The organism is Sphingobacterium multivorum (assembly GCF_900457465.1).
Lineage (GTDB): Bacteria > Bacteroidota > Bacteroidia > Sphingobacteriales > Sphingobacteriaceae > Sphingobacterium > Sphingobacterium multivorum.
The window spans coordinates 2,031,628-2,054,339 of sequence record NZ_UAUU01000011.1; the positions used below are offsets into that span (position 1 = coordinate 2,031,628).

Genomic DNA, 22,712 nt, shown 5'->3' on the forward strand with positions numbered 1-22,712 from the left:
AATTCCAGTTGCCGATGGAAAGTTTGCGCAGGAGTCCATAAATGAATATATCTCAAAGAGAAATGATGGACATTTCCATTTTGATTTTCCTCTGAATGAAACTGCCTTGATAACAATATACTCAAGTATTGTAGGTAGTGTCATAACGGTTCCCGGAACTTTTTCCATTCTAGTCAATCCTGGCGATAGTTTAAATTTTGCCCTTCAGGACAATAAATTTAGGGTTAACTAACATGGAAATCACGGGCAAAGGATCTGAAAAGTTAATTATTATTAAGGAAGTGACAAAAAGAATGAATTCAAATCATTTATTTACAAAACCTTATCGATTGCAAAATATTACTGAAAGATATATGGAGATGGATAGGTCGCTTGATATAATTGATTCAATGTTTAATATAAATCCTCAAAAGCACACTAGAGATTTTCGGTTAGCAAAAGCGCAATTGGTTGATCAAACTCTTGACCCAATTATATTGCAATCTGTAGATAGATACGATGATTCTGTGGCAAAATTATTTAAGAAGTTTATTGTAAATAAAAACCGGATCAACCCGCTACTAGACACTTTGACAATAGATTATTTTGGCGGATTTCACGTTCTACCTGCTTATATTTATTTATCGAATATGGATCAAATAGGAGATAGATATGATCAATTTCGATATAATCATCCATTGGAATATGCGTCTTTAGTTGAGCGAGAATTCGCACACCTTCCTTTTGTGAAAGATTATCTTCATGCAGACAATGCGATTAGTATTTTTCGCTTCAACTGGTATAATCAAATATCTAAAGATACATATAAGATGTATGTTAAGAATGTAAATAAAAAAGATGCTCATTTTAGGACTGTGGCAAATGAATTTAGACTTCTTAAAGATTTTCAAAAAAACTGGAAAACCTTTTTTTAACTTTAATTTACCTGACACTAATGGAGTGTACCATAGCTTAAAAGAATTCAAAGGGAAGGTTGTCATCTTAGATTTTTGGTTTACTGGCTGTGGTGCTTGTAAAACTCTTGTACCAGAGCTTGCAAAGATAGAAAGCGAATTAAAGAGCGATCAGATCCAGTTTGTTTCTATTAGTGTCGATCAAACAGTACCTGTCTGGAAGCGCGGAATAGGAACGTATTCTGTGGGGAGTTCAGTGCAACTTTACACCGAGGGTAAAAGATATAATCATCCAATTATAAAGTTTGGAAAAATCAGTGCGTTTCCTACACTTATTGTTCTTGATAAGGAGGGAAGGATTGTTGGAATTCCACCACACCCTATGAAAGATCCAAAGGGTTTTAAAGAATATATAATGAAATGTTTATAAGAAAATAGAGCATGATTACATGCTCTATTTTCATTTGTACAATAATGGTTATTGTTTAACTCCTGGAATTACATTCTGTCCAGTTGGTTGTTCTGTCTCCAGATCATATTCTTGTGCGCACACGTTTGAAGATCCTTGACATGGATGTAAGGATGGATTATATGGGTCGCCCATAGATCCATCAGTAGGGTTTCTGTAAAAAATACCAGTGTCTTGGTCATTACTGTTTGCCGGAGCAAAAGAGAAAGCTGCGAAACTTCCGATTGCAATTGCTGCAACTCCTAATGTAATTCTTAGTGATTTCATGATGTTTGGTGCTTTTATAAATCAAAAAGCTAAACTTTAGTTAGTTTTTTGCCTACTCTTTGTTTCAGGTTTTCGGCTTCTCCTGTTTGGTTATTAGTTTAGTTATAAGTGGTCTGAACACTATTGTGTGGGGCTCGCCTTAGCGAAAAAAAAGTGATCAGACCAATAATGTTGATTGCAAGGGCAATGAAATTAAAATACAGTTGGTCGTGCCAGTTCATACCTTTAAAAACTGCAATACATGAGCACGGAATGCTTGGTGCAAATTTTAAAATGTAAATGAGATAAGCAGTATAAAGGATCAGGACAGAAAGGGAGGTTAATAGCCCCAATCTTCGCCAGTTGTTGTTTATCAGTAGTACGACAATCCCGAGGTGTACAGCCTGTAAAACATAAGGTAGGACAGATCCTCCTGCAGATAGCAGGTAAGCACCTTTTATCTGTCTATTGAATGTGTCGAAATCAAAGATTTTACTGGCGAATGTGTACGCCCATACAAGAATGAGGATAAATATGATCAGTTCTGAAATGATGTTCTTAAATCTCATGATGTGGTTATTTGGTGGTTGTCATAAATGCCTATTTGGTCACTTGCATTTTCGAGGATTTAAAAATCTCTTTTCGAAATTTCTATTTCATCAAATTTAGAATGCATTTTCTGTCAAAAGCAAGAACTTGTGGTCTCATTAATGGAATGCACACTGTATTTAAAATCTGCACATGTTAATATTTCCACTGATCCTTGTCTTTTGGAGGCGGATCTTTTATCTCATTTCCATTTTCGTCGAAATGTAAATTTGAGGTTGTTTGCATGGTGTCTTTTTCTGTTTTCAGATAAAGCTTCTGCTGATTTTCTTTTTCTGCCAGACTGTTACTTTCTGGTCGCTGGTCCATTTCATCCTGTCTACAAGAATGCATTGTAGAAAGGGTGAAGAGGATTACCGATATTGAGATAACCGTTGTTTTTTTCATTGTAAAATTTTTAGATTATCTCGGCCGAGATGCTGTTGATTTCTGAAGTCCAAATTATCAGTCTTTGGGATAGATAAAAAAAACTTGTGGTCTCACAAATAGCATCCACACTCAAAAAGCACTCCCTTTGGCTGATGTAAATAATTGAAAAAAAGTCACCTTATATTTTTTGAAAAAAATATTGAGAAGGTGGGCTTTTTTGTGCTGTGCCAAAAAAACTCCACTGTCTCACAAATGGAATCCACACATTATGAATTTGATACTTTATTTTTTAAGGTATTGAAATACAGTGTCCTTATTTGTAAAATGGTTTTTTAGGTTTGCTTAGGATGCAATAATGTGGTATTGGGGAAATTTTCTTAATTTTATAGTAATTCTTAGCCATGAACCTTCCAAAAATTCCTCTTTTAGCAATCATATTACTTTTTCTGTGCGAAATGCTGTTTGCACAGCAAGAAAAGCTGAGCGATTTTTATCTCATACAGAGGCAATATGATAACCTGGCTGAAAATGATTCCGCGGCACTTCCTCTTGTTGATAAACTTATCAGGAAGGCGAAACTTGAAAATAATCAGATGCAGCTGTTTCTGGGTTACAAGGATGCGCGTTATTATTCCCGAGATCCACTGATCAAATTAAAGTACGCTGACAGTGCCATTTATGTTGCTAAGCTTAAGAAGAACGATAGTCTCTTGAGCAGTGCCTATCTGAGTAAGGGTGTAGTCTATTATTTTAACCTGAAAAAATACAAGCTTGCACTTGATGAATATTTAAAGGCTTTTGAGAAAAACAAAAACAATAAAGATCCCTATTATAGCAATAAGATCAATTACCATATAGGGGTTGTCAAAAGTTACATTGGTTATTATGATGAGGCGCTCAGTGATTTTCAAGAAGCGCGAGAATTTTCGAAGGTGAGATCCAGAAGAACCTGCATCCCAATTCAATGTTCGGCAACCAAAGAGGTTATCTGAATACGATCCATCAAATGGGCGTGTGTTATCGCAAACTGGGCCAGTATCAAAAAGCGGATTCACTTATTGCTCTTGGGCTTTCCAGAACATGGAAAAATCCTCAATTCAGACAGGAATATAGTTACTTTCTTAAGGAAGAAGGTATCCGTAAATTTCGGGGAAAGGATTACGGTGGTGCTATCAAAGCATTACAAAGTTCATTACCGGCAATCAGCAATATTGATGATTTCGCATGGTTAACAGTATCTTATTCTTATTTGGGTAGATCCTATTGGGAACAGGGAAATACCAGTGCGGCAATCAAGTATTTTGAAAAAAATAGATTCTATATTTCTTAAACATAAATTTGTTCTGCCGGAGGTTCGGCATATTTATGAAGATCTTATAAATTATTATGGTAATCAAGATAACACTGCCAAAACCCTGTACTATACAGGACAGCTCATTAAGGTCGATTCGGTTTTAGAGACTGACTTTGTGTATCTATCCACAAAGATCCATCGTGAATATGATGCAGATCGATTATTGCAGAAGCAAAATATTCTGCAAAGGAATTTCTGGATTAAAATAGGTGTGTATGTGATCGGTTTGATTTTAATTTCTGTCGGTATTTTTTATATGCTTTTGCGGATCAGATCGAGGAGGAAGGTACTCGGACAGAATAAAATTTTAGGGATCAACCTTGCGGGAGGTACATTGAATAGTTCGGGCGAACGTGAATTTGAGGTGAGAACCTATAAAAGCAGCGGTATTAGCTATAATATTGTTCAGAATGCGCTGCATAAATTAAGGGAGTTTGAATCAAATAGGGAATTTCTCAAAAAAGGGGTTACGCTTAAATCTTTAGCCAAAAAGTTTGGTATAAATCAAAAATATCTTCAAGAAATTATTCAGGAACATCGCGGAGCAAGCTTCCAGATGTACCTCTGTAAACTACGTATTTCCTACGCTACAGAGAAACTCAATACTGATGAAGCGTATTTAAAGTATACCAGTAAAACGATTGCCGAGGAGTGTGGATTCTCTTCCCGCACTAATTTTTCAAAAGTCTTTAAGCAGCTCAATGGGATAAATTTTACACAATTCGTAAATAAAAGGAAAAGAGAATTAAAGACTATAGTGGTTCCAGAATAATAAATTTTTACTTCACAATACGGATTTCCGTAATTATCCTTATATTATATATAATATATTTAGCCTTTTATGAAAGATCAATGCACTATCACATGGACAGGTCGTGTTGTGAAGGAACCAATACCCCGTCATTTTGAACTTTTTGAATATATAGGAACGGATGAAAATGGAGAGCCCATTAAAGTTTATGTATACAGGGTTGAAAAAATAGAAAGGGACAATGAGCCCTTTCAGTATAGACCTTTATAGGCAGGAGCTCCTGCAAATTAACTCTAATATTTTAGAGTGAAATCATTGATAGTTAGGGGATAGTAGAAATACGACACTTTTTAAAAAAGTGGGTGAATCATTTTGCCGTGATTTTTCAATATGCTATATTGCAAAACCAAAATCACATTAATTTATGAAAAAGAATATAGATTTATATAGTATAGACGTGCAACCCGGCACTTAGAAAAAGAGTTTCGATTTTATTGAAATTTTTACGAATTCTTCTCAGTACAGTCATTAAATTCCTTTAACCCAAATAAGGAGATTTATCATTCCGACTATGTACATGAAATAACAGTCTCACCGAATACAGGTAGAATATCAGCGTAATTACATAAATGAAAAAAATAGATATGTATGTTTCAGAAAGACATGGATCATATAGATTCGTCAACAGGAGTAGGGGAAAGTAGCAGTTCTTCCGATATTTTTTCTTCACAGCCTGAAAATGCAGGGGCAAAGACTTTTTTGGATAAGCCTATGCAGAATAACGAACGATCACTTACTAAAGGGAAGTTATGGAAAAACCAGCCTACTTCAAAAATTTATAATGCGGGTGCAATTTCAGAAAACGAAGTCAATGGGCTAAACAGGTTGGTAAAACTTGAAATTTTTGTTGAAGGTACTTCAATTCGATTCTTCAAGCATTTCAAGCTTGCACAGAGTGCCGTAAAGCATCATACCTTTGAGTTGACTTTAGCGCACGATACGTTAGGAGATGCTGAAAACCACAATTTAGAGGAGGCCCAAAATTTTCTTGGGAAACGGATTACCGTAGTTTTCAGATATAAAGACGTAGAAGAAGGTCCTGAAAGAAATTTTGTAGGGGTTGTGACTGAGGTTGGTTTCAGTCAGGATCAGGGAAGTTTGGGTAATATAGTCCTTATTGGCGAAAGCCCGACAATTTTGTTGGATGCCGCACCCCATACCCAAAGTTTTGGGGGAGCTCAGGAAATTAGTCTCAATAGTATTGCACAGCAGGTAATAAGCGAAGGACTTGATCCGCATAAATTTGATTTCAGAGTTGATGCTAACTACGGGAATGTAAGTTACAGTTCGCAGTATGAAGAAACGCATTATAACTATCTTGGGCGGATGGCAGAGGCTTATGGAGAACAGTTTTTCTATGATGGGGAGGTATTGCATTTTGGAAAACTCCCACCTGCTGAAAATCCTATCAAGCTAGTATATGGAAGAAACCTTAGTGATGTGAAAATAAGGATGAAAGCCCAGCATGTAAAGCCTTCCTTCTATGGTTACAATAGCCGTAAGAATGAGAAATTGACAGGAGGAGACACCGCTATCAAACATACATCGGATATTGCCCAGCGAGCCTATGAAATCTCTGCTAACACTTTTAAAACTCCTTCATTACGTATAGCTCCAATAAAGGCAAATTCATTTTTGGATGTTGAAGCTTCACAGAAGGGTACGGCGGGTAGTAAAGCTGCGGAGGTATTTGTAACAACTGGTATATCCACTGTACCGTTCCTATATCCGGGCTGTATTGCGGACATGGAAATGCGAAAAGCTGAAAGCAACGATACTTCATATTTTACCCGACTGTTATTAACGGAGGTCTACCATGAAGTTGATGCAAGGGCTATTATAGCGGACGATTTGAGGCTATTGCAGCTGATTCGGGTTATATCCCCCGACCAGAATTTATTACTCCTAAAGCTGAACCACAATTTGGAAAGGTAGTATCCAATACCGATCCATTAAACCAAGGAAGAGTTCAGGTTCAATTCGACTGGCAGCAGGGGACAGCTAGCTCAGAGTTCATACGGGTAATGTCACCGGATGCGGGCAGCAGTGATGATGTGAAAACGAATAGGGGCTTTATGTCAGTTCCGGAGGTTGGTGATCAGGTAATGGTAAATTTCGTTTATCAGCATCCTGACCGACCGGTTTGTGATGGGTGGACTTTTCCCACGGTGGCACTGGAGCTGGCGGTGGAACAGGTAACAATACTATGTCTTTCAGTGGAAGGAGCGGAGCGGAACTAAAATATGACAATGGTGCAGGTTCTATGAACTTAAAAGACAAAGGAGGTGCAAATATGCATTTTGACGGTGCGGGCAATGCCACCACAGATGCAAATTTGAATCATGTAGTCAATGCCGGCAGTAAAAGTTCTATCAATGTAGGGGCAAAAGAAAACATTCCTGCAACTTCGGTTTTTGAAATGGACAATGAGGGAAACATCAATTTTAAGGGAAAAAAGAGCCTGACGATCACTATCGGTGGCAGTTCGCTGAAAATGACAGAAGATGGTACGATCAGCTTGACCGGAAAGGACATCACTGTTACCGGAAGCAACAATCTGGCAATAAATGCCACGCCATCTGAAAAGGGAGGAGGTTCAGGCACGATCGACATCACTGCGAAAGGAGGTGATATTACGATCAGCAATGACAAGAACATACATGTGAAAGGTGGAATTGAAGTAAAATTGACCTAAAATGGAATATTTAAAAGACCAGGCGATACTGGATTGCGACAAGGGGTTACTGACATCAACGTTGATTGTTACGTCCAATCCAAAGATCAAGCTCCGTGAGGGAAAGTTTGCAACTGATAAAGACAATGTTGGAGGATTGAATATCCCTCATTTTGGATTGTGCGCATTGAAAGGAATCTGCCGTTTAAATCTTGAACTTTTAGGTGTTCCATTGACATGGATCAAGCCTGTACCTAAGATCAAAATATTGGATAAAAACCATTATCTGATGTATCGAAATGTATATGTCCGTATGGTGGTATTATAAGCTGTAAGAACTCAGGACAACTATAAAAAAATAAATTATGGAGTTAGCAATAGCGGGTGGAGCAAGTGGTTTTTTTTGCTAGTGCAACCACTGCAGGAACTTCGATGTCGTGGAATCCCATTGGATGGATAATTTTGGGCGGTTGTTGCGATTGCTGCAATCTGGTATTTTTGGGACGATATATGTGATTTTTTCTCGGCGGTCGGCAATGCCATTGCGGAAACAGCAAAAGTGATCTGGGAATTTGTTTCCAGTCCAGCTATACCTGCTCCGCCCCCAGCAATAGATGAGGATCTGCCAAAACCAGTACTCCGCCAGTAGATATACCCCTTGATGAACCCATTACAGTCCCGATAGCACCGCCGATTACGGTTCCACAGGTCAAGCCTAGAACGAGAAGGCGTGAGAAAGATATATACAATGTTTATGACCTGCACGTTGGAACTCCTGGGCTAATGCGCAATTACACGTTTGGAGCGGGATTCGTAAATCAATTTATGATGAGTGGAGCAATCTGGAAATATGGATTAACTTCTTTTAAGTCGGTTTATGCAAGATATTTAGTAATTTTCCAATTATATCATGGTGATAAAGATGAATATATTTTAAATAATCTATCTTCTGGAAAATTATTACCTTATGAGTGGTATTTACAGAATGTCAACTATGCGACAGCCAACGCTGAGGAAGTATCTTTGATCGATGCATACGCAGCAACGCATGGTAAGCTACCTCCTGGTAACACTTTTAGGGGTTAGTTTTTTATACAATTATAAAATTTGAATAATGAATGAGCAAGAAATTGAGAAGTTATTGCAGAAAATAAGCAATCAGAAAATGTTTGGTGAAACTGAAAAGGCTATCGCTGGCTTACATATTTTAAATAATGAGTTCCCGAAGGAAAAAAAGTACTTGGCACTTTTGGCAAGTTCTTATCTTGATGCCGATTCTATTGACGTGGCGGAGGAATATTGCGCAAAGGCACTGGAAATAGATCCTAATTATGCTGAGGCATTTGAACTTAAAGGTCTTATTGAAGAGAAAAAGGGTGATGATGAGCAGGCGGAAAAATATTATAAACAATCCATTTCAACAGGCATTCCTTTTAAGATGGGGCATCTTCGGCTTGTATTATTATATTATAAACTGGGAAAATATGATGATGCAATAAAGGAAGCTGAATATCTGCTTGACAATTTTGATATAGGTAGGAATGAATATTCGGCTGATGAGCAACGTCAAATTTTTGCCCAGTGGCTATCATTTGCTTACAATAAGCTCTATTCGTCCCTTATACGAATTGGTCAATATGAGAAGGCAGCTATTAGAATCAAAGAATTTATCGCTTTCAGAGCTAACTATGTAAAAGATCCATATCAGTTCCTTACCGAAGATGAGATATTGTTTAAACTGTACCTTGCCTTAAACGATGAAGAAAAGATGAAGGAAATGGAAGAAAAGATGCTAAACCACTATATGGTTCCTGAAAGTATGATTGATTCGATGAAGAAAGATGCACAGCAAGGGTATTTGGAAAGTGCAAACCCCGAAAATTATGCCGTATAAACAGTAAATTATAGGATGGTCATCATCCACCGTTAAATCATGTCCGATCTATTGAACGCAGTGGAATATAGATTTTCATTTCACAAAAAGAGTTCTTACAAAGGTAAATCGTTATTTAATATAGAATCCTCTGGAACATTCACTTTGGAAAAGGTGGATGCTGATACAGCAGAATCCAATTTTACCTTTACCAATCTTAGTTATAAGAGTAGCAACACGAACGATCCTTTATTGTTCAGTCCCATTGAGTGGAAATATTCACGGGATTTAGGGATTGCTGCAATTATAAATAAAAAGAATTTTAAACCCAAGTGGAACCGTTTTAGGGATAAACATCGCAATCCATCAAACAGGGTTCTATTGATGGTCATTGAGAAATTATATTTCAATTCACCATTGGGTATGGAACATGACACCTTTTCGAATGGCGTTTATTTACCTTTTTTTATAGATTCCGATGGAACTTATGAAGTTGGAAAGTATTACAAAGGGCTGGATTACCTTGCTATGCCGTTGAATCTGCCATTGGAAACTATTTTTGAATGTAAGGAGTATAACGAAAAAGAAACTCATCTTGAGGGCTGGCTAACTTTAAAGGAACAGGATCTGGATTCATTACTTATGGATCAAGGGTTTAGGGCGAAAGCAAAAGATTATCATATTTCCCGTGATTTTGCAGTTGATTCAGAAATTATTGTTCTGATAGATTCTTATGCTAATATCATCAAGAAGATCATATTTAAATTATCCATAAAGGGTGAGCAGGATCTTTTGGAAGAGATAAACTATACCGTAATTTCTGATTTTGATAGCTACAAAGATGGAATACATAAAATCCATGAGGGTATGAAATTTACTTTGGAACAGTGGGAAGAATACGAACGTGAACGTAAAAAGCCGGGGCGCAACTTCAATTTATTATATGGTGAACAGTAGTATAAATGGGAAATACCATGTTACGTTTCAAGGACTTGAGAAAAGAGCTGAAACGACTATTGATTTTAATATAATGAATGATAACACTACTTTTAGATACAATGGATTTTAAAAGAAATACCCATTTACAAAGAATATAAAAAACATTAAAATATATCTGCGAAGCTAACTGGGATACTATGTATCCCACAAATAGCCCGCAGCGGTGGTCGAAGCGGGGATAGTGAAGAGGGAGACAGCCGTTGCAGCCGATTTTCGCGCCAAAAGCCAAAGGCTTTTGGCCGCCGGCAGTTTTTTCAACTGCCGACGGTGATGGGCTGTGATCTAAAATTTTTAAGGTTGAGAAAAAATCCTCTATTTTCCGTCATACCGTCTTTTAGCAGGTTCCATAAAAGACAGGCTCCTAACTGTGCAATTGTGCTATTAATAAAAAGATCCTGTTTTGAAAGCGATTCTGCAAGTGAACAACTTGGCGTGTCATCTTTTTGCTCCGAATTTTGCATAGCTGTACCAAATTCCTCAATAATAGACGGTAACTTTTCAAATGTTTTAAATTTTTTGGAGGCTGGTTGGTCTATCTTTCCAATAGTCGAAAGTATTCCCTGCCCTGCAAATTTTGTGTTGCCCATATCGAGCCAATACTTTCCTTTGTCTCTATGGAATCTATCTTGTTCATTGAGTTTGTGAATTATTTCAGAGATTTCTATTCTTGAAGCTACCGTATCTGTACAGGATACATAAATAGAAGCCCCTGCACCATTTGGTATTCTACCATCAGCTTCACGCTGAAATTTTCTTGTTTCAGCTTTCCAATTTACCCCTGCCCAACGGTTAAGCCTATTTACGATTGCCTGAGATTTATAAAGATTTCTTTCTGAATCAGCAAACCGTTGCCGTCCAATATTGGAAGAGGTAATAATATCATCGTCCCATAGGTGTACGTCCAATCCTGGGTGGTCAAGTTCCAGTAAACTATGATTGATTTCCATAAGCGCAGTCATAAATTTAGAGCCTGTTCCGCCTGCACCAATTACATTTATACGGATGGGATTTGTTGGACTTAACAGATAATTGTCCAAGAAGTGGATATTTTTCTTTGGCGTTCTCATAATAAAATATCTTTAAGTTTTTTAGATGTCTTCACCAGCATTTCAGTGGGAAATAATTTACCGTTGTCAATCAAGTTTTCCCAAAGCATTACACAATTTCCGTTAACAGGATTATGGTCGTACATGAGGTGGGAGAAGTAACTATTGAAAAAGTAGTTTTCCCATAATTTCATCAGTTGGTCAACAGAACCAGTTTCTGTTGTGGAAATATCGACTGTACCCATGCAAACGGAGCCATCCACGTAGACATTAAAGTATGGAGCATTGTATAGCGGAGTATTTATTGTTGGTTTCCTCGATGTAGAAAGTGCGAAAACTTTCAGTTTTTCCCTATCCGCAACCCAAACCATTGGCGGGGTATGCGCTTTTCCCGACTTTATTCCAAGATGGTTATTAAAGAACAGTTCCCGAAACTGTGCCCTTGTGTGCCATACAATGGTTGCCGATTTAGCATCGAAAGACAGCAGATTGCTATTTACGATACCGTCCGATTTTAGCAGGTTAAGATTTTCTTCATCCACCTGCAATGCTTTGGCGAGCCTTTTGCCCTCATTCACGGTAAGGGGATGCGGATTGACTGGTATACCGTTTTCCATGTCGAAACATTCGACATAAGTTTCATTATAACCTCTATTACCCCTATAAAATACCAATGCAGAAATCGGGTCAAAATAAGTTCCAAAGCTGTTTGTAATATCTTCCATGAGTTCTATTTTTTAATAATTATGCTCCTGCCACAATCGAATGAGATTGTCAATCGTATCGAAAACCTTTGTTTCAAAATCAAAATCATTGTTTTCGATCTTTCTTCTATCAAAAGGTATAAAGCGTGTAGGCTCGTCTATCTCAGAATATTCCTGCAGTTCACAGTTTACAAACTGGCAGAGGATGTCAAAAAGCCTTCCTTTAATGGACGAACAAAAAGAAACGTAGTTGTCTAGTGTGACAGGACGGTCTGATTCATCAGCTATTTCCCTGTAACGAATAGGGAAAAATTTCCGATCTATGCGCACATTCGGATAAGAACTAAAAAGCTCGTAAAATGATGTAGCGATCAAAAGAACGTCTTTTTCAAAATCATTTTTTGGTTTAAAGCCGTGTAGTAGCTTTTTAAAAGATGTTAGATTTTTTGGGTCTGTTATCAATTCTTTTATATAATCTCCCAAAATGACAGCATCATTGAACTCGGTTAATCCTTCTTCATCGTCCAAATCTGCATCTTCGTCTTCCAAGTATGAATTTTCTAGCATTTCATACATGGAGTTCAGATAACAATCTTCATTTCTATAATAAGGTACACCAAGTACCTGATAGATATAGGCATACACGGATACCAATAGTTTACTGACTTTTGCTGTTTTTCTATTGTGCAGGATTGTGTAAAGTGGAATTATCGGTATATAGTACAGTGTACACCCTGTGTCGTATCGGTCTTCTTTGGCGAAAAACGTACTTTTTCCATCGTTGACCAATCTGACTTCTTTCCAGTCGTACATACTAAGTTTAAGCTGTGTTTGCAGATGTACCAAAGATTCCGAAATATTGTAAGGGTATGGCATACCTCTACAATCCAGTTTAGTGATATTCAGTTTTTTTGAGATATTTGAGAGGGATTTAAAAAATTCCCTCTCAAATTTTGAACTATCTTCATTTTCACCAATATCAGGTTCCTGCAATCTTGGATAGAATTGCATCGCTAAAAAGGCATTGGCAACATCGTGTGTGGTACTGACTGCCGTTTGTCCTTTCTTAGTTCGCCCGCATCTTTGGGACGTTGCATCCATTTTGCGAACTCTCCCAACTGGCGGTGAAGTAGTGACTGGCTTACTGCTGTGGGTAGTTTTACGGTTTTTGGATATTTCTTTTGCATTGTTCATGGGTTTTGAATTTTTCATTAACCTTTAGTTCCTATAACTGTTTCAAAACGGTATTCTACGATGTCATCTACAATCGTAGGTCTTGAAATTTTCGCTGTGGTCAGGGCAGGGTAGTTGTTTGAATAGAAATTCAGTACTGCCTGCAGGTTCCACTTTGGTTCGGGATCATCTAGCCTGATTTCGTGTTCTTTTTCTTTGAGAATAAACACTCTTTGGAGTTCTGTTGCTACTAACATAATATTACTTTTTTAGGGGTTATATTCCTGCTGATCGACCTGTTCTGATTTTGGCTCGGAAGCTGACCAGAGATCGGGAACAAATTGCTTTTCGTACTCATCCTGTTTCTTTCTGATGTCTTCTTTACGCTCAGGATAATCGCCCACTTTTGGCAGTGCCGTCCATGCATCTTTGTATTTACCTGCTTTTGCAAGAGCATCGGCTTTTAGCATGGCTTCGCTATATTTTTTACCCTTTGCTTTATCCTTATCAGATTTCTGTTTTTCCATTGCAGAATTAGCCTGAGCCGTTTCCAGACCTTTAAGAAAATTCTGCATATTTGAAATCAGTACGTCCGCTGTCTTTATGGGTTTTTTGATATGCTCAAAGAATCCGTTGTCAAGTTCTTCGGGACTTCCTTTCAGATTAAGAGGGGGAATGATATTCTTCGCCTTATCTCCGCAACTGTCGTTCTCAATCAAGATAGATACGAGTATCCTGTTTTCGGTTGCCTTTGTAATGGATAGCGTAATTTTGCTGTTTATGTCCATCTGTGCAATCTGTCTGAAAAAATTAGCTGTTTCCATAATAATTCATTGCTTTGTCGCTTACGCATTGAGTAATATAGGATTCTGAAAAGCCCTGTTCCCGTAGGTAGTCTTCATAAGCTTTCATTTCCCTTTTAAATTCCGCTGTACCTTCCTCTCCTGTGAGAAAGAGTTTATGAGCGGTTCCGTTTTTCAGAGCCTTGTTAATATCCCTGTATAGTTCTTTTATATGTCTTCGCTGATCGGAAAGTTTTCGGACTTCCATTGCGAACATTTGGTAACGTGAAAGAATATCCAAGAAAATGAAAGCTTCCACGATGTTTTGATTTTTATAATTTTCGACAAACCTGTTATAGAGCCAGTCTGCGAACTTATATTTTGCCAGTATATCCATTTTTAAATCTTTATGAGTTTGTTACTTAAGTTTTTATCATAGTTCATGCGATAGCCATTGTCATGAATTACTTTTTCAAGGCATTGCCTTACTATGTGCAGTTGTTTCCAGTCTTCTTCCCGAATATTCAGAACGTAAAGCTGTCCGAATTTCAGCACCATTTCAGCAATGGTGTTAAGTGCGTTCAGTTCAGTATCAATTTGATTCTTCATTATCTTGGTTATTTAAGTTTTCAACGTAGCTTGTATAGCGATACGTTATATCTTTACCTTTTCTAAACTTTTCAGTGGTGTAGTTAAAATGTTCTTCATACATGGTGACTACTTTGGTTTTCAGGTCGATATAATATCGGTACATGGCGTTTGCACGTTTTTCATCCATTGTACAGTGCTTTTTGAGAAAGTCCATTTCCATGATGGAGTTATTGAAGTTGAGAAGAGGGGTGAATACTTCTTCTACGATATAGCCCTGTTCAGGCGCACTCGTACTGTCGGCAACGCAGACAATCTGCTGTCCGTTTGATAAGGTGATATATAAATTAGATCGTGTCATTTTTTTAATTTTTAGAGGTTAAAATTTCCTGTATCAGTTTGAGGTCGAAATCGGCAGTTCTGAATTTGACATCTTCAAATGCTTCGTAATTTGCCATTCCATCGGGATGTACTATGAGGGCATCGCTTTTTATGCAGTCAAAGTGCCTGCATAACTGTTCTATTTCCTCTGCTCTGGCATCCAAAAAAGCGATTTCTTTTTCACCGAGCCACTGCTCGTAGAATGGTACTTTTGCAGTCCTGCACAGCAGGAAAGAAATACCGTGTTCTTTACGTGCGATATATCCCGAATAGGAAGTTACATTGAGGATTTCGAGCAGGTCGGTTGTTTCGAGCGACTTTTTGAGCCAGTCCCCCCAAAGGGGGATAATGGCTACCTCATAGTTATTGCGACCCACTTCGCTAAATGCCTTGATTATCATGACATCAGTCATTTTATCTGATTTTTTCATGACTAAAGATTTAAGTTTGGGGCTACAATTTTCCTACTGCCGAACAACATATAAATGGCGTATTTAAACTCTTGGCTACACCCTTCCTGCTCGGTATAGTATATAGTTGCATTAATGGCAAAAAGCGCATCGTAACCATCAAAAAGCTGATCTCTGAACGTTTTTTTATTTCTGTACAGTCTTGTACCGTTTCTAATGTATCTGCGATTAAAATTGGTTATGAATTCATACCATAGATTGACGTCTATATTTTTTTCTGTCCAATTTTCTTCAATCTCAGGTCTATGTCTATCCCATAGTTCTGCTTCCTTTCTGATGAATTCGGTCAGTGCTTTGAGTTCTTCGGGAAACAGTCTTGCGAGCAGATAGGCTCTATCAAGGTTGTTCATGTGATGTAAGGTTTTCATATCTTTTTAATTTTAGGGTTGGTTCTTTCTAAAATCAATGGTTACGACCTTATCGTCACCGAAATAGAGTTCTATTGCCAGTCTCAGCATTGTGGGGGTCAGTTGTGAACCTGCAAATCTTATCAGGCAGTGAATACCAAAAACGCTGTTGTCCTGATAGAATAATTGATCTGCAAAAATTCGTGGATTGCGGTACATCAGAACGCCAAATTTTTCGATTATCTGCTCAGCATTTTGCACAAGGCTATACCAATAATCGGCTGTGACAATGCAGTTTGATGACCAAGCTTTTCTAATATCCTCCTCTTTCTCCCGTAAGTGAGCTATTTCGGTTTTAATAAAGTCGGTCAACGTTCCGAGCTGATCCGGAAAGAGCCTTGCAACGGCAAATGCCCTTTCGGTATTGTTCATTTCTTGTAATGATTTCATGATATTTTGATTTTTATAAGGTGGCAGTTCTCTACAAGCCTGCCACCTTTTGTATTTAGCTTAATTCAATTGGAAAATATCGGTTCCTATCTTCTCGAATGATGTGCATAGCTCAAATGCTTTTTGTGATTTAAGCTGTGCAGTACCTCCAAGTACAATGCTCTGTAACTTCGCTTCGTTATCCTTGTAGTTTCGCACGTTCTGAAAGTAGCCAGTGACGGCATTATAAGCCCCGAAGAGTGTGCCTTTGGTTGTTTCCAGTTGCTGTGTGTCGTTCATCATGGCGTATGCAAAGGCATCGTCAACTGTGTTTTTGAACATGGTCGAAAGTTCATCCTCAGCACCTTTTTTAAGTAGGTTATAAGCTTCTGTATTTGGGCATAAGGCAAGTTGTATGAGCTTTTTAACTTCGCTGTCCTTGATTTTTATGGTTGCCCAGTGGTTAAAAATTCCGTCCATCTGTGTTGTCATGTTGTTTGCCAGTCCCATTACTTTGTGCGCATCGCTCAGACGCTGTTTTGCTCCTGCGGTGTGCTTTATACGTACCACATTGCTCATATTGCGGAGTGATGCGTTCAGGGTGTTTTGGCATACGATTCGGATAGGGGTAAAGGCTGCAGTTATGCTTCCGCTTCCGTCATGGCTTGTGGTCAGAAATATGTATTTTTCAATCACATCATCAGAATTGCCAATACGGATATAGTTTGGGAGTTTGGCGGTAATAAATATGCGTTCTCCCTGACCCAATGCCCCTGCGGTTTCGTATAGAATACCGCTTCCACCACCTACAATAGAATCAAAAAATGTAAAAGCGTCTTTATTTTGTACGATGTGGTAATCTTTGCCCACCACTCCAAGCACGGTATTGTTATCCGTACGGATATTAGCGAAATAGTTAGGTACTTCGATTTCAGTGTCCTCGATTACTATACCGTCCGAAATTTCCACTATGCCCGAACCTTTGGTAAACAAAGGGCTTTTTTGTACTTCATAATCAAGACCTGCGTGTCTGATTGCTTCGGCACTTGTCGGGTAGTCCTGCACGATCTGTCCGAGCCCGTGCCATGCCTTTTCCTTTACGCTGAAAAATGAATATCTACCAGTTCTGTTATTGTAATTTAAATTATGTCCCATGATTTCTATTTTTTAAATGGGTTAAATGTTTTGGATTTTGTACTGTCCTGCCTAGAATGGGAGGTCGTCATTTTCGTCCTCTTTTGCAGTACTGTTAGTTTCTTGAGCTTTAGTAGCCTGTACAGCATCATCTTTTGAAGCCGTTCCCCAATATGGTTTAATATAGGAGGTGTTGAAGTTCAGTCCGCATTGAGCGTTCCGTCTTTTCCCTGCCACGCTCTTGCGCTGATCTGTCCTGTCAATTCTACGCACAGCCCTTTTTTGAGCCACGGAGCTACTTTCGCTGTGCGCCAGTAGGCGCACTGAATAAATGCGTCATTGTCTACCCACTGACCTTGTTTGTTTTTGTAGCCGTCAATTACTGCTACCATGAAGTTTACCACTTCTTTACCTTCTGTTGTTTTGCTGACTGTTGCGTTTGCTGTCAGCCTTCCGAAAAATGTTCATAACTTTTGTTTTTAAGTTGTTTTACAATCTTGTTACGTTTGTTCCCTTTTCAGTCCTGCTGAGGCTTCGCCCCAAATATTTTTTCAAAGAAAAAAAAGGAAAAAAAAGAAAGTCAATCCGGACATAGGGTAATTGCGGTAAGGCAAAAGGAAACGGAATAAAGGATGGGTGCGTGCGACGGCATGTGTTTATGCCGTAGTCTTTTGCGGGATGTGGGCTGGCTGCCCTATGTACTTTTGAATGTCTTTTTTCGACTGATTTTCTTTTGTAAAAAAATGATTCCCCCAATCTTATCTATCCGAAGATTTTATGGGCCTGAAAACATTGTTATTTCATAGGGAATTGCGAGATGATTGTGGAAGAACAGCGAGGGCAGCTTGCCAATTTGCTATGTATGGGGGGCAGAAAGCTCTTTTTACGGATCGGGGAAAGCGGCGGAGTAAATGTGCTTTGCCTTTGAAGGGGAAAGAAGTTATCCTTTTAAAAGAGATCTGTATATGTAAGAAATATGACTATGAATGAGTGATTGAAACAGCATTCTTTGGCGAGGGAAAAGATAGATTGAAAAACATGGTTTTACCTTTCATATCTCGGGCCTGGTAAGTGTGATAAAGTGGATCTGTTTATAGAGTTTTTATCCTATAAAGTTGAACTAATATTCGCAATAAAATTTAATAGTCTGCGATTCATTTTTTAATGCCTATAAATTAATGCTATACCTTACGAGAAATATTTTATCACTTACTGGTACACAAATAATTATTCATAACTTGTATGTAGAATTACATTAGAATGAATAACATTAAGTAATTTAATTTAGGTGTTTACTTCGTGGAATTTAAATCTATCCAAACGGTCCTAATTATGAGAAAAATAATGTTTGACAATAGTCATCTGTATGCCGGTTCAATAGGGAAGATATTGTTTCCTATCTCTTCCCGTAGCGCATATCTTGAAATAGATATTGAATTTAGTGATGGAATAGTAGCAAAGGGTGATATGGAAGTTCTGAATGACAGGGAACTGATCCTAAATGTCCAAGGATATAGTACAGCTTCGGGAACAGAAATCGGGGAGAAAACCTGGCTACTTAAAAAATTGGAAGAAAACATATGGAAAGTGGAGAAAAAGTATTCGGAATATTAAGCATTTCCATTTATATGTTTTTTGATAAGAGATTAATTTTAACTCTAAATGAGCTCTTCGTCCAATACGTCAGGTTCTGAAAATTTGATACGAAAAAATTTGTGGCTTGATATCTTAAATGCCACTGCTATATTTTCACATCTCATATACCTAAAGAATGACTGGAGCGATCTATGTCCGGTAATCTTCATGAGATCAAATGGTGATATACCAGAAAGATAACCATTTGTGGCAAAAGTCCTTCTTGCTGTATGGCTACTGATCAATGAAGAAAGCTGTACAATTTTTTCGGTTTTTCTTCCTCCCTCTGTTCTAAAAAAAGCAACCTCTCGGTCAATAGTTGATTTGGCGACAATCTTTTTTAGCGTTATATTATAATGTGATTCTGAGAAACCTTTTTGTAATGAATTTCCGTACTTTTCAATGATGGTCATAACAATTGTAGCCGCTGGAATGACAACAGGATAACACTTTTTCCCTGTGTGAACCTCAAAAAACACCTGTTCTTCAAGCGTGCGTTTACGGCAGTTGATATTTTGTAGAAACTTAAACATATCACCTACACGAAGCCCTAAAAAAGACTGGCAGATGAATATGTCCAGTACCTTTCGCTGGCCTTCAGGTAGTTTCATAACATACAATGCCTGTAATTCCTCGATACTCAAAGAAATTGCTGTTGTGATTTCACTGGGGTATTTCCCGACTTCTCCTTTGTAATCCATCAATTTTTCCACATGAAAACGTTTGATCCAGAACCTTAGCCCATCAAGTTTTCCCTGAAATGGTATTTTTTGCTAAATTTTTATCCAATAAAAACTGATGGAAAGCATCAACAAAGTTTTTATCAACGTCCTTCATTTTGAGGGTCTCTGCTTTTATTGACACAAACGAACGAATAAGTTTTATGTTCTGTTTCATTGTACGAATTGTTGTATCACTGTAGAGGTCACCATCCTTCTTTTTTACTAAGCCAGCACCCATATCTGCTATTACTTTATCGCAGTGCTCTAAAAAGCATTCTTCCATATTGATTTCCTTTATTTTACAGGATTTATCCTGTATAATTTTAAGTCACCGAATTTATCAGTTTTAAGATTGTTATGCAAAGCATATAAACTGATATTAATCAGCTTGTAATCAAAGTATTAATCATTGAAAATGGGACAATAAAATTTGGAGAGGATAAAAAGGTAGTCTGACTTATTAGGCAAACACTCTAGTAAAAGAAAAGCACCGAGAGAGAGTCCGGTGCTTCACTAAATTTTGATTACCTTCTAAGGAGGAAGATAACACTAAATAAAATTTAATTCTGATATTCCTTCTGAAAAAGAAAAAATACAATAGCCTTTTCTCTGGTCTATTAAATTGAAGATGGAATTATTGATTTAAATGTTCAAGCCTGTAATTGTTTTTAATCGGCCTATTTAAAAAGGTACTGTGCAAAAACAGGAGCTGTTCATCTGTAAGGTTTATTCTACGTGATTTTAGGTTATGGACATTCTATTAAAACTTGCCATCCCAATGATAGGTATAATATCATTTTTTGATTGGGTAGCCATGCCACTGATACCTAGTGTTTTTGGCTTAAAAATTATAAGAATTGCCAAACATTTGATGTCATTATTTGTTTTAAATGTACTCGCTCCCATTAATACGATTAGTAACGTTTTGGCTGGGTATATTGCCCAGCCTCTTTTTTGATTTCACCTTCTAATAAATACAAATTATTGTCTCACTGTTATTTCATTCCTATAATATTGATATTTACCTACTTTGCAAAGTGACCGTACACGTAGGGTAAATCAATGATTATTGCGCTATATATTTGTATAATTGATAAATTTACTTAGTATAAATATTCAAAGTTAATCGCTATGGCTGAGCCAGAAAATATAGAGGATCTGAAAATCGAATTACAACTACTAAAACATCGTGTGAAAGAGCTGACCGATTTTATCGAAAACGGGAGTATGCCCCTTCACTGGGTAAATGAACACGGTATTATTATTTGGGCCAACCAGGCTGAACTTGATCTTCTGGGATATCTCAAAGAAGAGTACGTAGGTTTTCCGATCGAGAATTTTCATGCGGATAGTGAGGTAATTTCGGACCTATTGGTTAAACTTTCCAATAATGAAACTATACAGGATTTTCCAGCCAGGCTACTGTCAAAAAATGGGGATATAAAGTACGTAAGAATCAGTTCAAATGTGCTTTTAGAAGATGGAAAATTTATCCATACACGATGTTTCACAAGAGATGTGACAGAATTGGTCAAAGAAGAAAAACGCAAGAATGAACTCCACCATCTACTTAAGGAAAGTGCAGAACGGTTACAGCTTGCGATTTCCGCATCTAATATGGGGATTTGGGAATTAGATTTGATGACCGGAAGTGTCCAGATCTCAGTTGAATTGCGAAAAATGTTGGAATTACCTCTGGATCTTGATATTGGATGCCTGCTTTCAGATTATATTTACCATGAAGATAAAGAAAAAGTGGAATCCTATATTTCCGATTTGAAATATAAGGATAAGGGTGAGTTTGATTTTATTTTTAGATTTTTAAAATCCAAAAATTTTCCTGTCTGGATCAGAGTTCAGGGAATTATACAGAAACAGGTAATAGAAGGTTTACATAGGGTAGTTGGGTGCGTCCTTGATATCACCGATCTAAAGAATTCAGAGGAATACCATTCAAAACTTGTAGCGATTGTCAACTCTTCTTTTGATGCCATAATAAGTAAAACATTGAATGGAGTAGTCAGTACCTGGAACAGTTCTGCTGAAACGATATTCGGTTACAGTGCAGATGAAATGATCGGTCAGCCGATTATCAAAATAATTCCGGAAGAACGCCTTGGGGAAGAAGATTATATATTGGAAAAACTCAGGGCTGGGGAATCTATAAATCATTTTGAAACCCAGAGGCTCACAAAATCAGGTAAACTTTTGGATGTATCCTTGACAATATCCCCAATAAAGAACGGAAATGGTGAAATAATGGGGATATCCAAAATTGCGAGAGACATTTCTGAAAAGAAACAGGAAGAAAGGCGGAAAAATGATTTTGTTTCAATGGTAAGCCATGAACTAAAAACACCGCTTACTTCGATATTATTAAGTTCGCAGGCCATGCAAAAAGGTTTTAAGAACAATAACCTGGAAATAGCAAAAAATCTTTCCGTTGGGATTGAAGGTCAGGCGAAACGGATGACCTCGATGATTCAGGATTTTCTGAACCTTGCAAAGATCGAAGAAGGCAAAATCCGCATGCGCTTTGAATATTTTCAACTTTTAGGTCTAATGGACGAGATTGTAGAGCAGGCTAAATTTCTTAGCAGAAAGCATATCATTCAGATTCAATGTGATTCCTCCCATGAAGTTCTCGCCGACCGTGATAAAATTGGTCAGGTATTAATAAATCTTTTGACCAATGCTATAAAATATTCTCCTGAAGGTGGAACTATTGTATTAGGTTGCGAGAAGCTCCATAACGGTTCATTAAGGATCTATGTCAGTGACGAAGGGGTCGGAATAAGTAAAACGGACCAGAAAGAACTTTTCAAAAGGTTTTTTAGGGTTGAAAGGAAGGAATTAGCCAATATTTCAGGATTCGGTATCGGTCTGTATATTGTAGCGGAGATATTGCATTATCATAATTCCGTTATAAGTGTGGAAAGTGAGGAAGGTGCAGGTTCTACATTTCAGTTTGTACTGGAAAATAGGAACTAAATGAAAATTAAAAGGT

At 37.6% G+C, this 22,712-nt stretch carries 33 protein-coding genes; 14 read left to right on the forward strand and 19 right to left on the reverse strand.

The genetic code is table 11. The features are described 5' to 3' along the window. Positions 1–233 precede the first annotated feature (233 nt). Both DTA23_RS26340 and DTA23_RS26345 read left to right on the forward strand, forming a co-directional pair. Positions 234–914: a hypothetical protein gene (locus tag DTA23_RS26340; RefSeq protein ID WP_112376465.1), complete on the forward strand. Its 681-nt coding sequence runs from the start codon at positions 234–236 to the stop codon at positions 912–914. Then, positions 862–1,323, forward strand: a complete 462-nt coding sequence (locus tag DTA23_RS26345; protein WP_172462521.1) for a TlpA family protein disulfide reductase — start codon at positions 862–864, stop codon at positions 1,321–1,323. Before DTA23_RS26340 ends, DTA23_RS26345 begins: the two co-directional genes overlap by 53 nt. Positions 1,324–1,371: 48 nt before the next feature. Here the strand turns inward: DTA23_RS26345 and DTA23_RS26350 are convergent, their stop codons facing one another. From DTA23_RS26350 to DTA23_RS26985, 3 genes are all read right to left on the reverse strand, one after another. Beyond that, complete coding sequence (locus DTA23_RS26350; protein ID WP_061083923.1) at positions 1,372–1,629, reverse strand: hypothetical protein; 258 nt, start codon at positions 1,627–1,629, stop codon at positions 1,372–1,374. 98 nt (positions 1,630–1,727) lie between these two features. Continuing rightward, positions 1,728–2,177, reverse strand: a complete 450-nt coding sequence (locus DTA23_RS26355) for a MauE/DoxX family redox-associated membrane protein (protein WP_061083922.1) — start codon at positions 2,175–2,177, stop codon at positions 1,728–1,730. A 175-nt stretch (positions 2,178–2,352) separates the two neighbouring features. After that, the gene (locus DTA23_RS26985; RefSeq protein WP_061083921.1) at positions 2,353–2,601 is read right to left on the reverse strand and encodes a hypothetical protein; all 249 of its coding nucleotides are present in this window, start codon (positions 2,599–2,601) and stop codon (positions 2,353–2,355) included. A 383-nt stretch (positions 2,602–2,984) separates the two neighbouring features. On the opposite strand from DTA23_RS26985, the gene DTA23_RS26360 reads away from it, so the two are divergent. The 10 genes from DTA23_RS26360 (at position 2,985) to DTA23_RS26400 (ending at position 10,252) form a co-directional block, all read left to right on the forward strand. Next, positions 2,985–3,575, forward strand: a complete 591-nt coding sequence (locus DTA23_RS26360; protein WP_112376467.1) for a hypothetical protein — start codon at positions 2,985–2,987, stop codon at positions 3,573–3,575. Then, positions 3,548–3,913 carry a tetratricopeptide repeat protein gene (locus tag DTA23_RS26365; RefSeq protein WP_112376468.1) on the forward strand — a complete coding sequence of 122 codons (366 nt, stop codon included), beginning with the start codon at positions 3,548–3,550 and terminating at the stop codon, positions 3,911–3,913. The genes DTA23_RS26360 and DTA23_RS26365 overlap by 28 nt, the downstream gene beginning before the upstream one ends. Further along, positions 3,885–4,709, forward strand: a complete 825-nt coding sequence (locus DTA23_RS26370; protein WP_112376469.1) for a helix-turn-helix domain-containing protein — start codon at positions 3,885–3,887, stop codon at positions 4,707–4,709. Before DTA23_RS26365 ends, DTA23_RS26370 begins: the two co-directional genes overlap by 29 nt. 627 nt (positions 4,710–5,336) lie before the next feature. Continuing rightward, positions 5,337–6,683: a contractile injection system protein, VgrG/Pvc8 family gene (locus tag DTA23_RS28230; protein WP_218565477.1), complete on the forward strand. Its 1,347-nt coding sequence runs from the start codon at positions 5,337–5,339 to the stop codon at positions 6,681–6,683. Further along, positions 6,647–6,988: a phage baseplate assembly protein V gene (locus tag DTA23_RS30840; RefSeq protein WP_370445177.1), complete on the forward strand. Its 342-nt coding sequence runs from the start codon at positions 6,647–6,649 to the stop codon at positions 6,986–6,988. Before DTA23_RS28230 ends, DTA23_RS30840 begins: the two co-directional genes overlap by 37 nt. Beyond that, positions 6,901–7,443 (forward strand): hypothetical protein, encoded by a 543-nt coding sequence (locus DTA23_RS28235; protein ID WP_218565478.1) that lies wholly within the window; start codon positions 6,901–6,903, stop codon positions 7,441–7,443. The genes DTA23_RS30840 and DTA23_RS28235 overlap by 88 nt, the downstream gene beginning before the upstream one ends. Position 7,444: 1 nt before the next feature. Continuing rightward, positions 7,445–7,750 (forward strand): PAAR-like protein, encoded by a 306-nt coding sequence (locus tag DTA23_RS26385; RefSeq protein WP_112376470.1) that lies wholly within the window; start codon positions 7,445–7,447, stop codon positions 7,748–7,750. A gap of 455 nt (positions 7,751–8,205) precedes the next feature. Further along, on the forward strand, positions 8,206–8,508 hold the full coding sequence (locus tag DTA23_RS26390; RefSeq protein WP_112376471.1) for a hypothetical protein: 303 nt from the start codon (positions 8,206–8,208) through the stop codon (positions 8,506–8,508). A 28-nt stretch (positions 8,509–8,536) separates the two neighbouring features. Further along, positions 8,537–9,316: a tetratricopeptide repeat protein gene (locus DTA23_RS26395; RefSeq protein ID WP_112376472.1), complete on the forward strand. Its 780-nt coding sequence runs from the start codon at positions 8,537–8,539 to the stop codon at positions 9,314–9,316. Positions 9,317–9,355: 39 nt separating this feature from the next. Beyond that, positions 9,356–10,252: a hypothetical protein gene (locus tag DTA23_RS26400; RefSeq protein ID WP_060868923.1), complete on the forward strand. Its 897-nt coding sequence runs from the start codon at positions 9,356–9,358 to the stop codon at positions 10,250–10,252. Between the two features lie 296 nt (positions 10,253–10,548). On the opposite strand, the gene DTA23_RS26405 is transcribed toward DTA23_RS26400, so the two are convergent. Genes DTA23_RS26405 through DTA23_RS30055 form a run of 14 tightly spaced genes read right to left on the reverse strand, consistent with a single transcriptional unit; the run spans position 10,549 to position 17,752 of the window. Then, a complete protein-coding gene (locus DTA23_RS26405; protein ID WP_060868922.1) occupies positions 10,549–11,361 on the reverse strand; it encodes a PRTRC system ThiF family protein in 813 nt (270 codons plus the stop codon). Continuing rightward, positions 11,358–12,065 (reverse strand): PRTRC system protein B, encoded by a 708-nt coding sequence (locus tag DTA23_RS26410; protein ID WP_112376473.1) that lies wholly within the window; start codon positions 12,063–12,065, stop codon positions 11,358–11,360. Before DTA23_RS26410 ends, DTA23_RS26405 begins: the two co-directional genes overlap by 4 nt. A 12-nt stretch (positions 12,066–12,077) precedes the next feature. Continuing rightward, a complete protein-coding gene (locus DTA23_RS26415; RefSeq protein WP_060868920.1) occupies positions 12,078–13,256 on the reverse strand; it encodes a hypothetical protein in 1,179 nt (392 codons plus the stop codon). Beyond that, complete coding sequence (locus DTA23_RS26420; RefSeq protein ID WP_060868919.1) at positions 13,256–13,474, reverse strand: PRTRC system protein C; 219 nt, start codon at positions 13,472–13,474, stop codon at positions 13,256–13,258. Before DTA23_RS26420 ends, DTA23_RS26415 begins: the two co-directional genes overlap by 1 nt. A 12-nt stretch (positions 13,475–13,486) precedes the next feature. Further along, entirely contained in the window at positions 13,487–14,041 is a 555-nt protein-coding gene (locus DTA23_RS26425; protein WP_060868918.1) for a PRTRC system protein E, read from the reverse strand. After that, positions 14,028–14,396, reverse strand: a complete 369-nt coding sequence (locus DTA23_RS26430) for a hypothetical protein (RefSeq protein WP_060868917.1) — start codon at positions 14,394–14,396, stop codon at positions 14,028–14,030. Before DTA23_RS26430 ends, DTA23_RS26425 begins: the two co-directional genes overlap by 14 nt. Positions 14,397–14,398: 2 nt before the next feature. Then, complete coding sequence (locus DTA23_RS26435; RefSeq protein WP_060868916.1) at positions 14,399–14,608, reverse strand: hypothetical protein; 210 nt, start codon at positions 14,606–14,608, stop codon at positions 14,399–14,401. Further along, a complete protein-coding gene (locus DTA23_RS26440; RefSeq protein ID WP_060868915.1) occupies positions 14,592–14,948 on the reverse strand; it encodes a hypothetical protein in 357 nt (118 codons plus the stop codon). The genes DTA23_RS26435 and DTA23_RS26440 overlap by 17 nt, the downstream gene beginning before the upstream one ends. Before the next feature lie 4 nt (positions 14,949–14,952). Continuing rightward, positions 14,953–15,399 (reverse strand): hypothetical protein, encoded by a 447-nt coding sequence (locus DTA23_RS26445; protein WP_060868914.1) that lies wholly within the window; start codon positions 15,397–15,399, stop codon positions 14,953–14,955. A gap of 2 nt (positions 15,400–15,401) precedes the next feature. Continuing rightward, positions 15,402–15,806: a hypothetical protein gene (locus tag DTA23_RS26450; RefSeq protein WP_060868913.1), complete on the reverse strand. Its 405-nt coding sequence runs from the start codon at positions 15,804–15,806 to the stop codon at positions 15,402–15,404. 12 nt (positions 15,807–15,818) lie between these two features. Then, complete coding sequence (locus tag DTA23_RS26455; protein ID WP_060868912.1) at positions 15,819–16,235, reverse strand: hypothetical protein; 417 nt, start codon at positions 16,233–16,235, stop codon at positions 15,819–15,821. 60 nt (positions 16,236–16,295) lie between these two features. After that, entirely contained in the window at positions 16,296–17,369 is a 1,074-nt protein-coding gene (locus DTA23_RS26460) for a DUF932 domain-containing protein (RefSeq protein ID WP_060868911.1), read from the reverse strand. A gap of 51 nt (positions 17,370–17,420) precedes the next feature. After that, positions 17,421–17,621, reverse strand: a complete 201-nt coding sequence (locus DTA23_RS30050; protein ID WP_256604717.1) for a hypothetical protein — start codon at positions 17,619–17,621, stop codon at positions 17,421–17,423. Further along, positions 17,549–17,752 carry a single-stranded DNA-binding protein gene (locus DTA23_RS30055; protein WP_256604686.1) on the reverse strand — a complete coding sequence of 68 codons (204 nt, stop codon included), beginning with the start codon at positions 17,750–17,752 and terminating at the stop codon, positions 17,549–17,551. The genes DTA23_RS30050 and DTA23_RS30055 overlap by 73 nt, the downstream gene beginning before the upstream one ends. 928 nt (positions 17,753–18,680) lie before the next feature. Here DTA23_RS30055 and DTA23_RS26475 point away from each other — a divergent pair. Continuing rightward, the gene (locus DTA23_RS26475) at positions 18,681–18,962 is read left to right on the forward strand and encodes a hypothetical protein (protein WP_060868909.1); all 282 of its coding nucleotides are present in this window, start codon (positions 18,681–18,683) and stop codon (positions 18,960–18,962) included. Between the two features lie 44 nt (positions 18,963–19,006). Here the strand turns inward: DTA23_RS26475 and DTA23_RS26480 are convergent, their stop codons facing one another. Both DTA23_RS26480 and DTA23_RS26485 read right to left on the reverse strand, forming a co-directional pair. After that, on the reverse strand, positions 19,007–19,696 hold the full coding sequence (locus DTA23_RS26480) for a site-specific integrase (RefSeq protein ID WP_146753213.1): 690 nt from the start codon (positions 19,694–19,696) through the stop codon (positions 19,007–19,009). A 31-nt stretch (positions 19,697–19,727) separates the two neighbouring features. Continuing rightward, positions 19,728–19,988, reverse strand: coding sequence for a phage integrase SAM-like domain-containing protein (locus DTA23_RS26485; protein WP_112376476.1), 261 nt, complete (start codon positions 19,986–19,988; stop codon positions 19,728–19,730). An 848-nt stretch (positions 19,989–20,836) separates the two neighbouring features. Here DTA23_RS26485 and DTA23_RS26495 point away from each other — a divergent pair. Beyond that, positions 20,837–22,696 (forward strand): PAS domain-containing sensor histidine kinase, encoded by a 1,860-nt coding sequence (locus tag DTA23_RS26495; RefSeq protein WP_060868906.1) that lies wholly within the window; start codon positions 20,837–20,839, stop codon positions 22,694–22,696. Positions 22,697–22,712 lie beyond the last annotated feature (16 nt).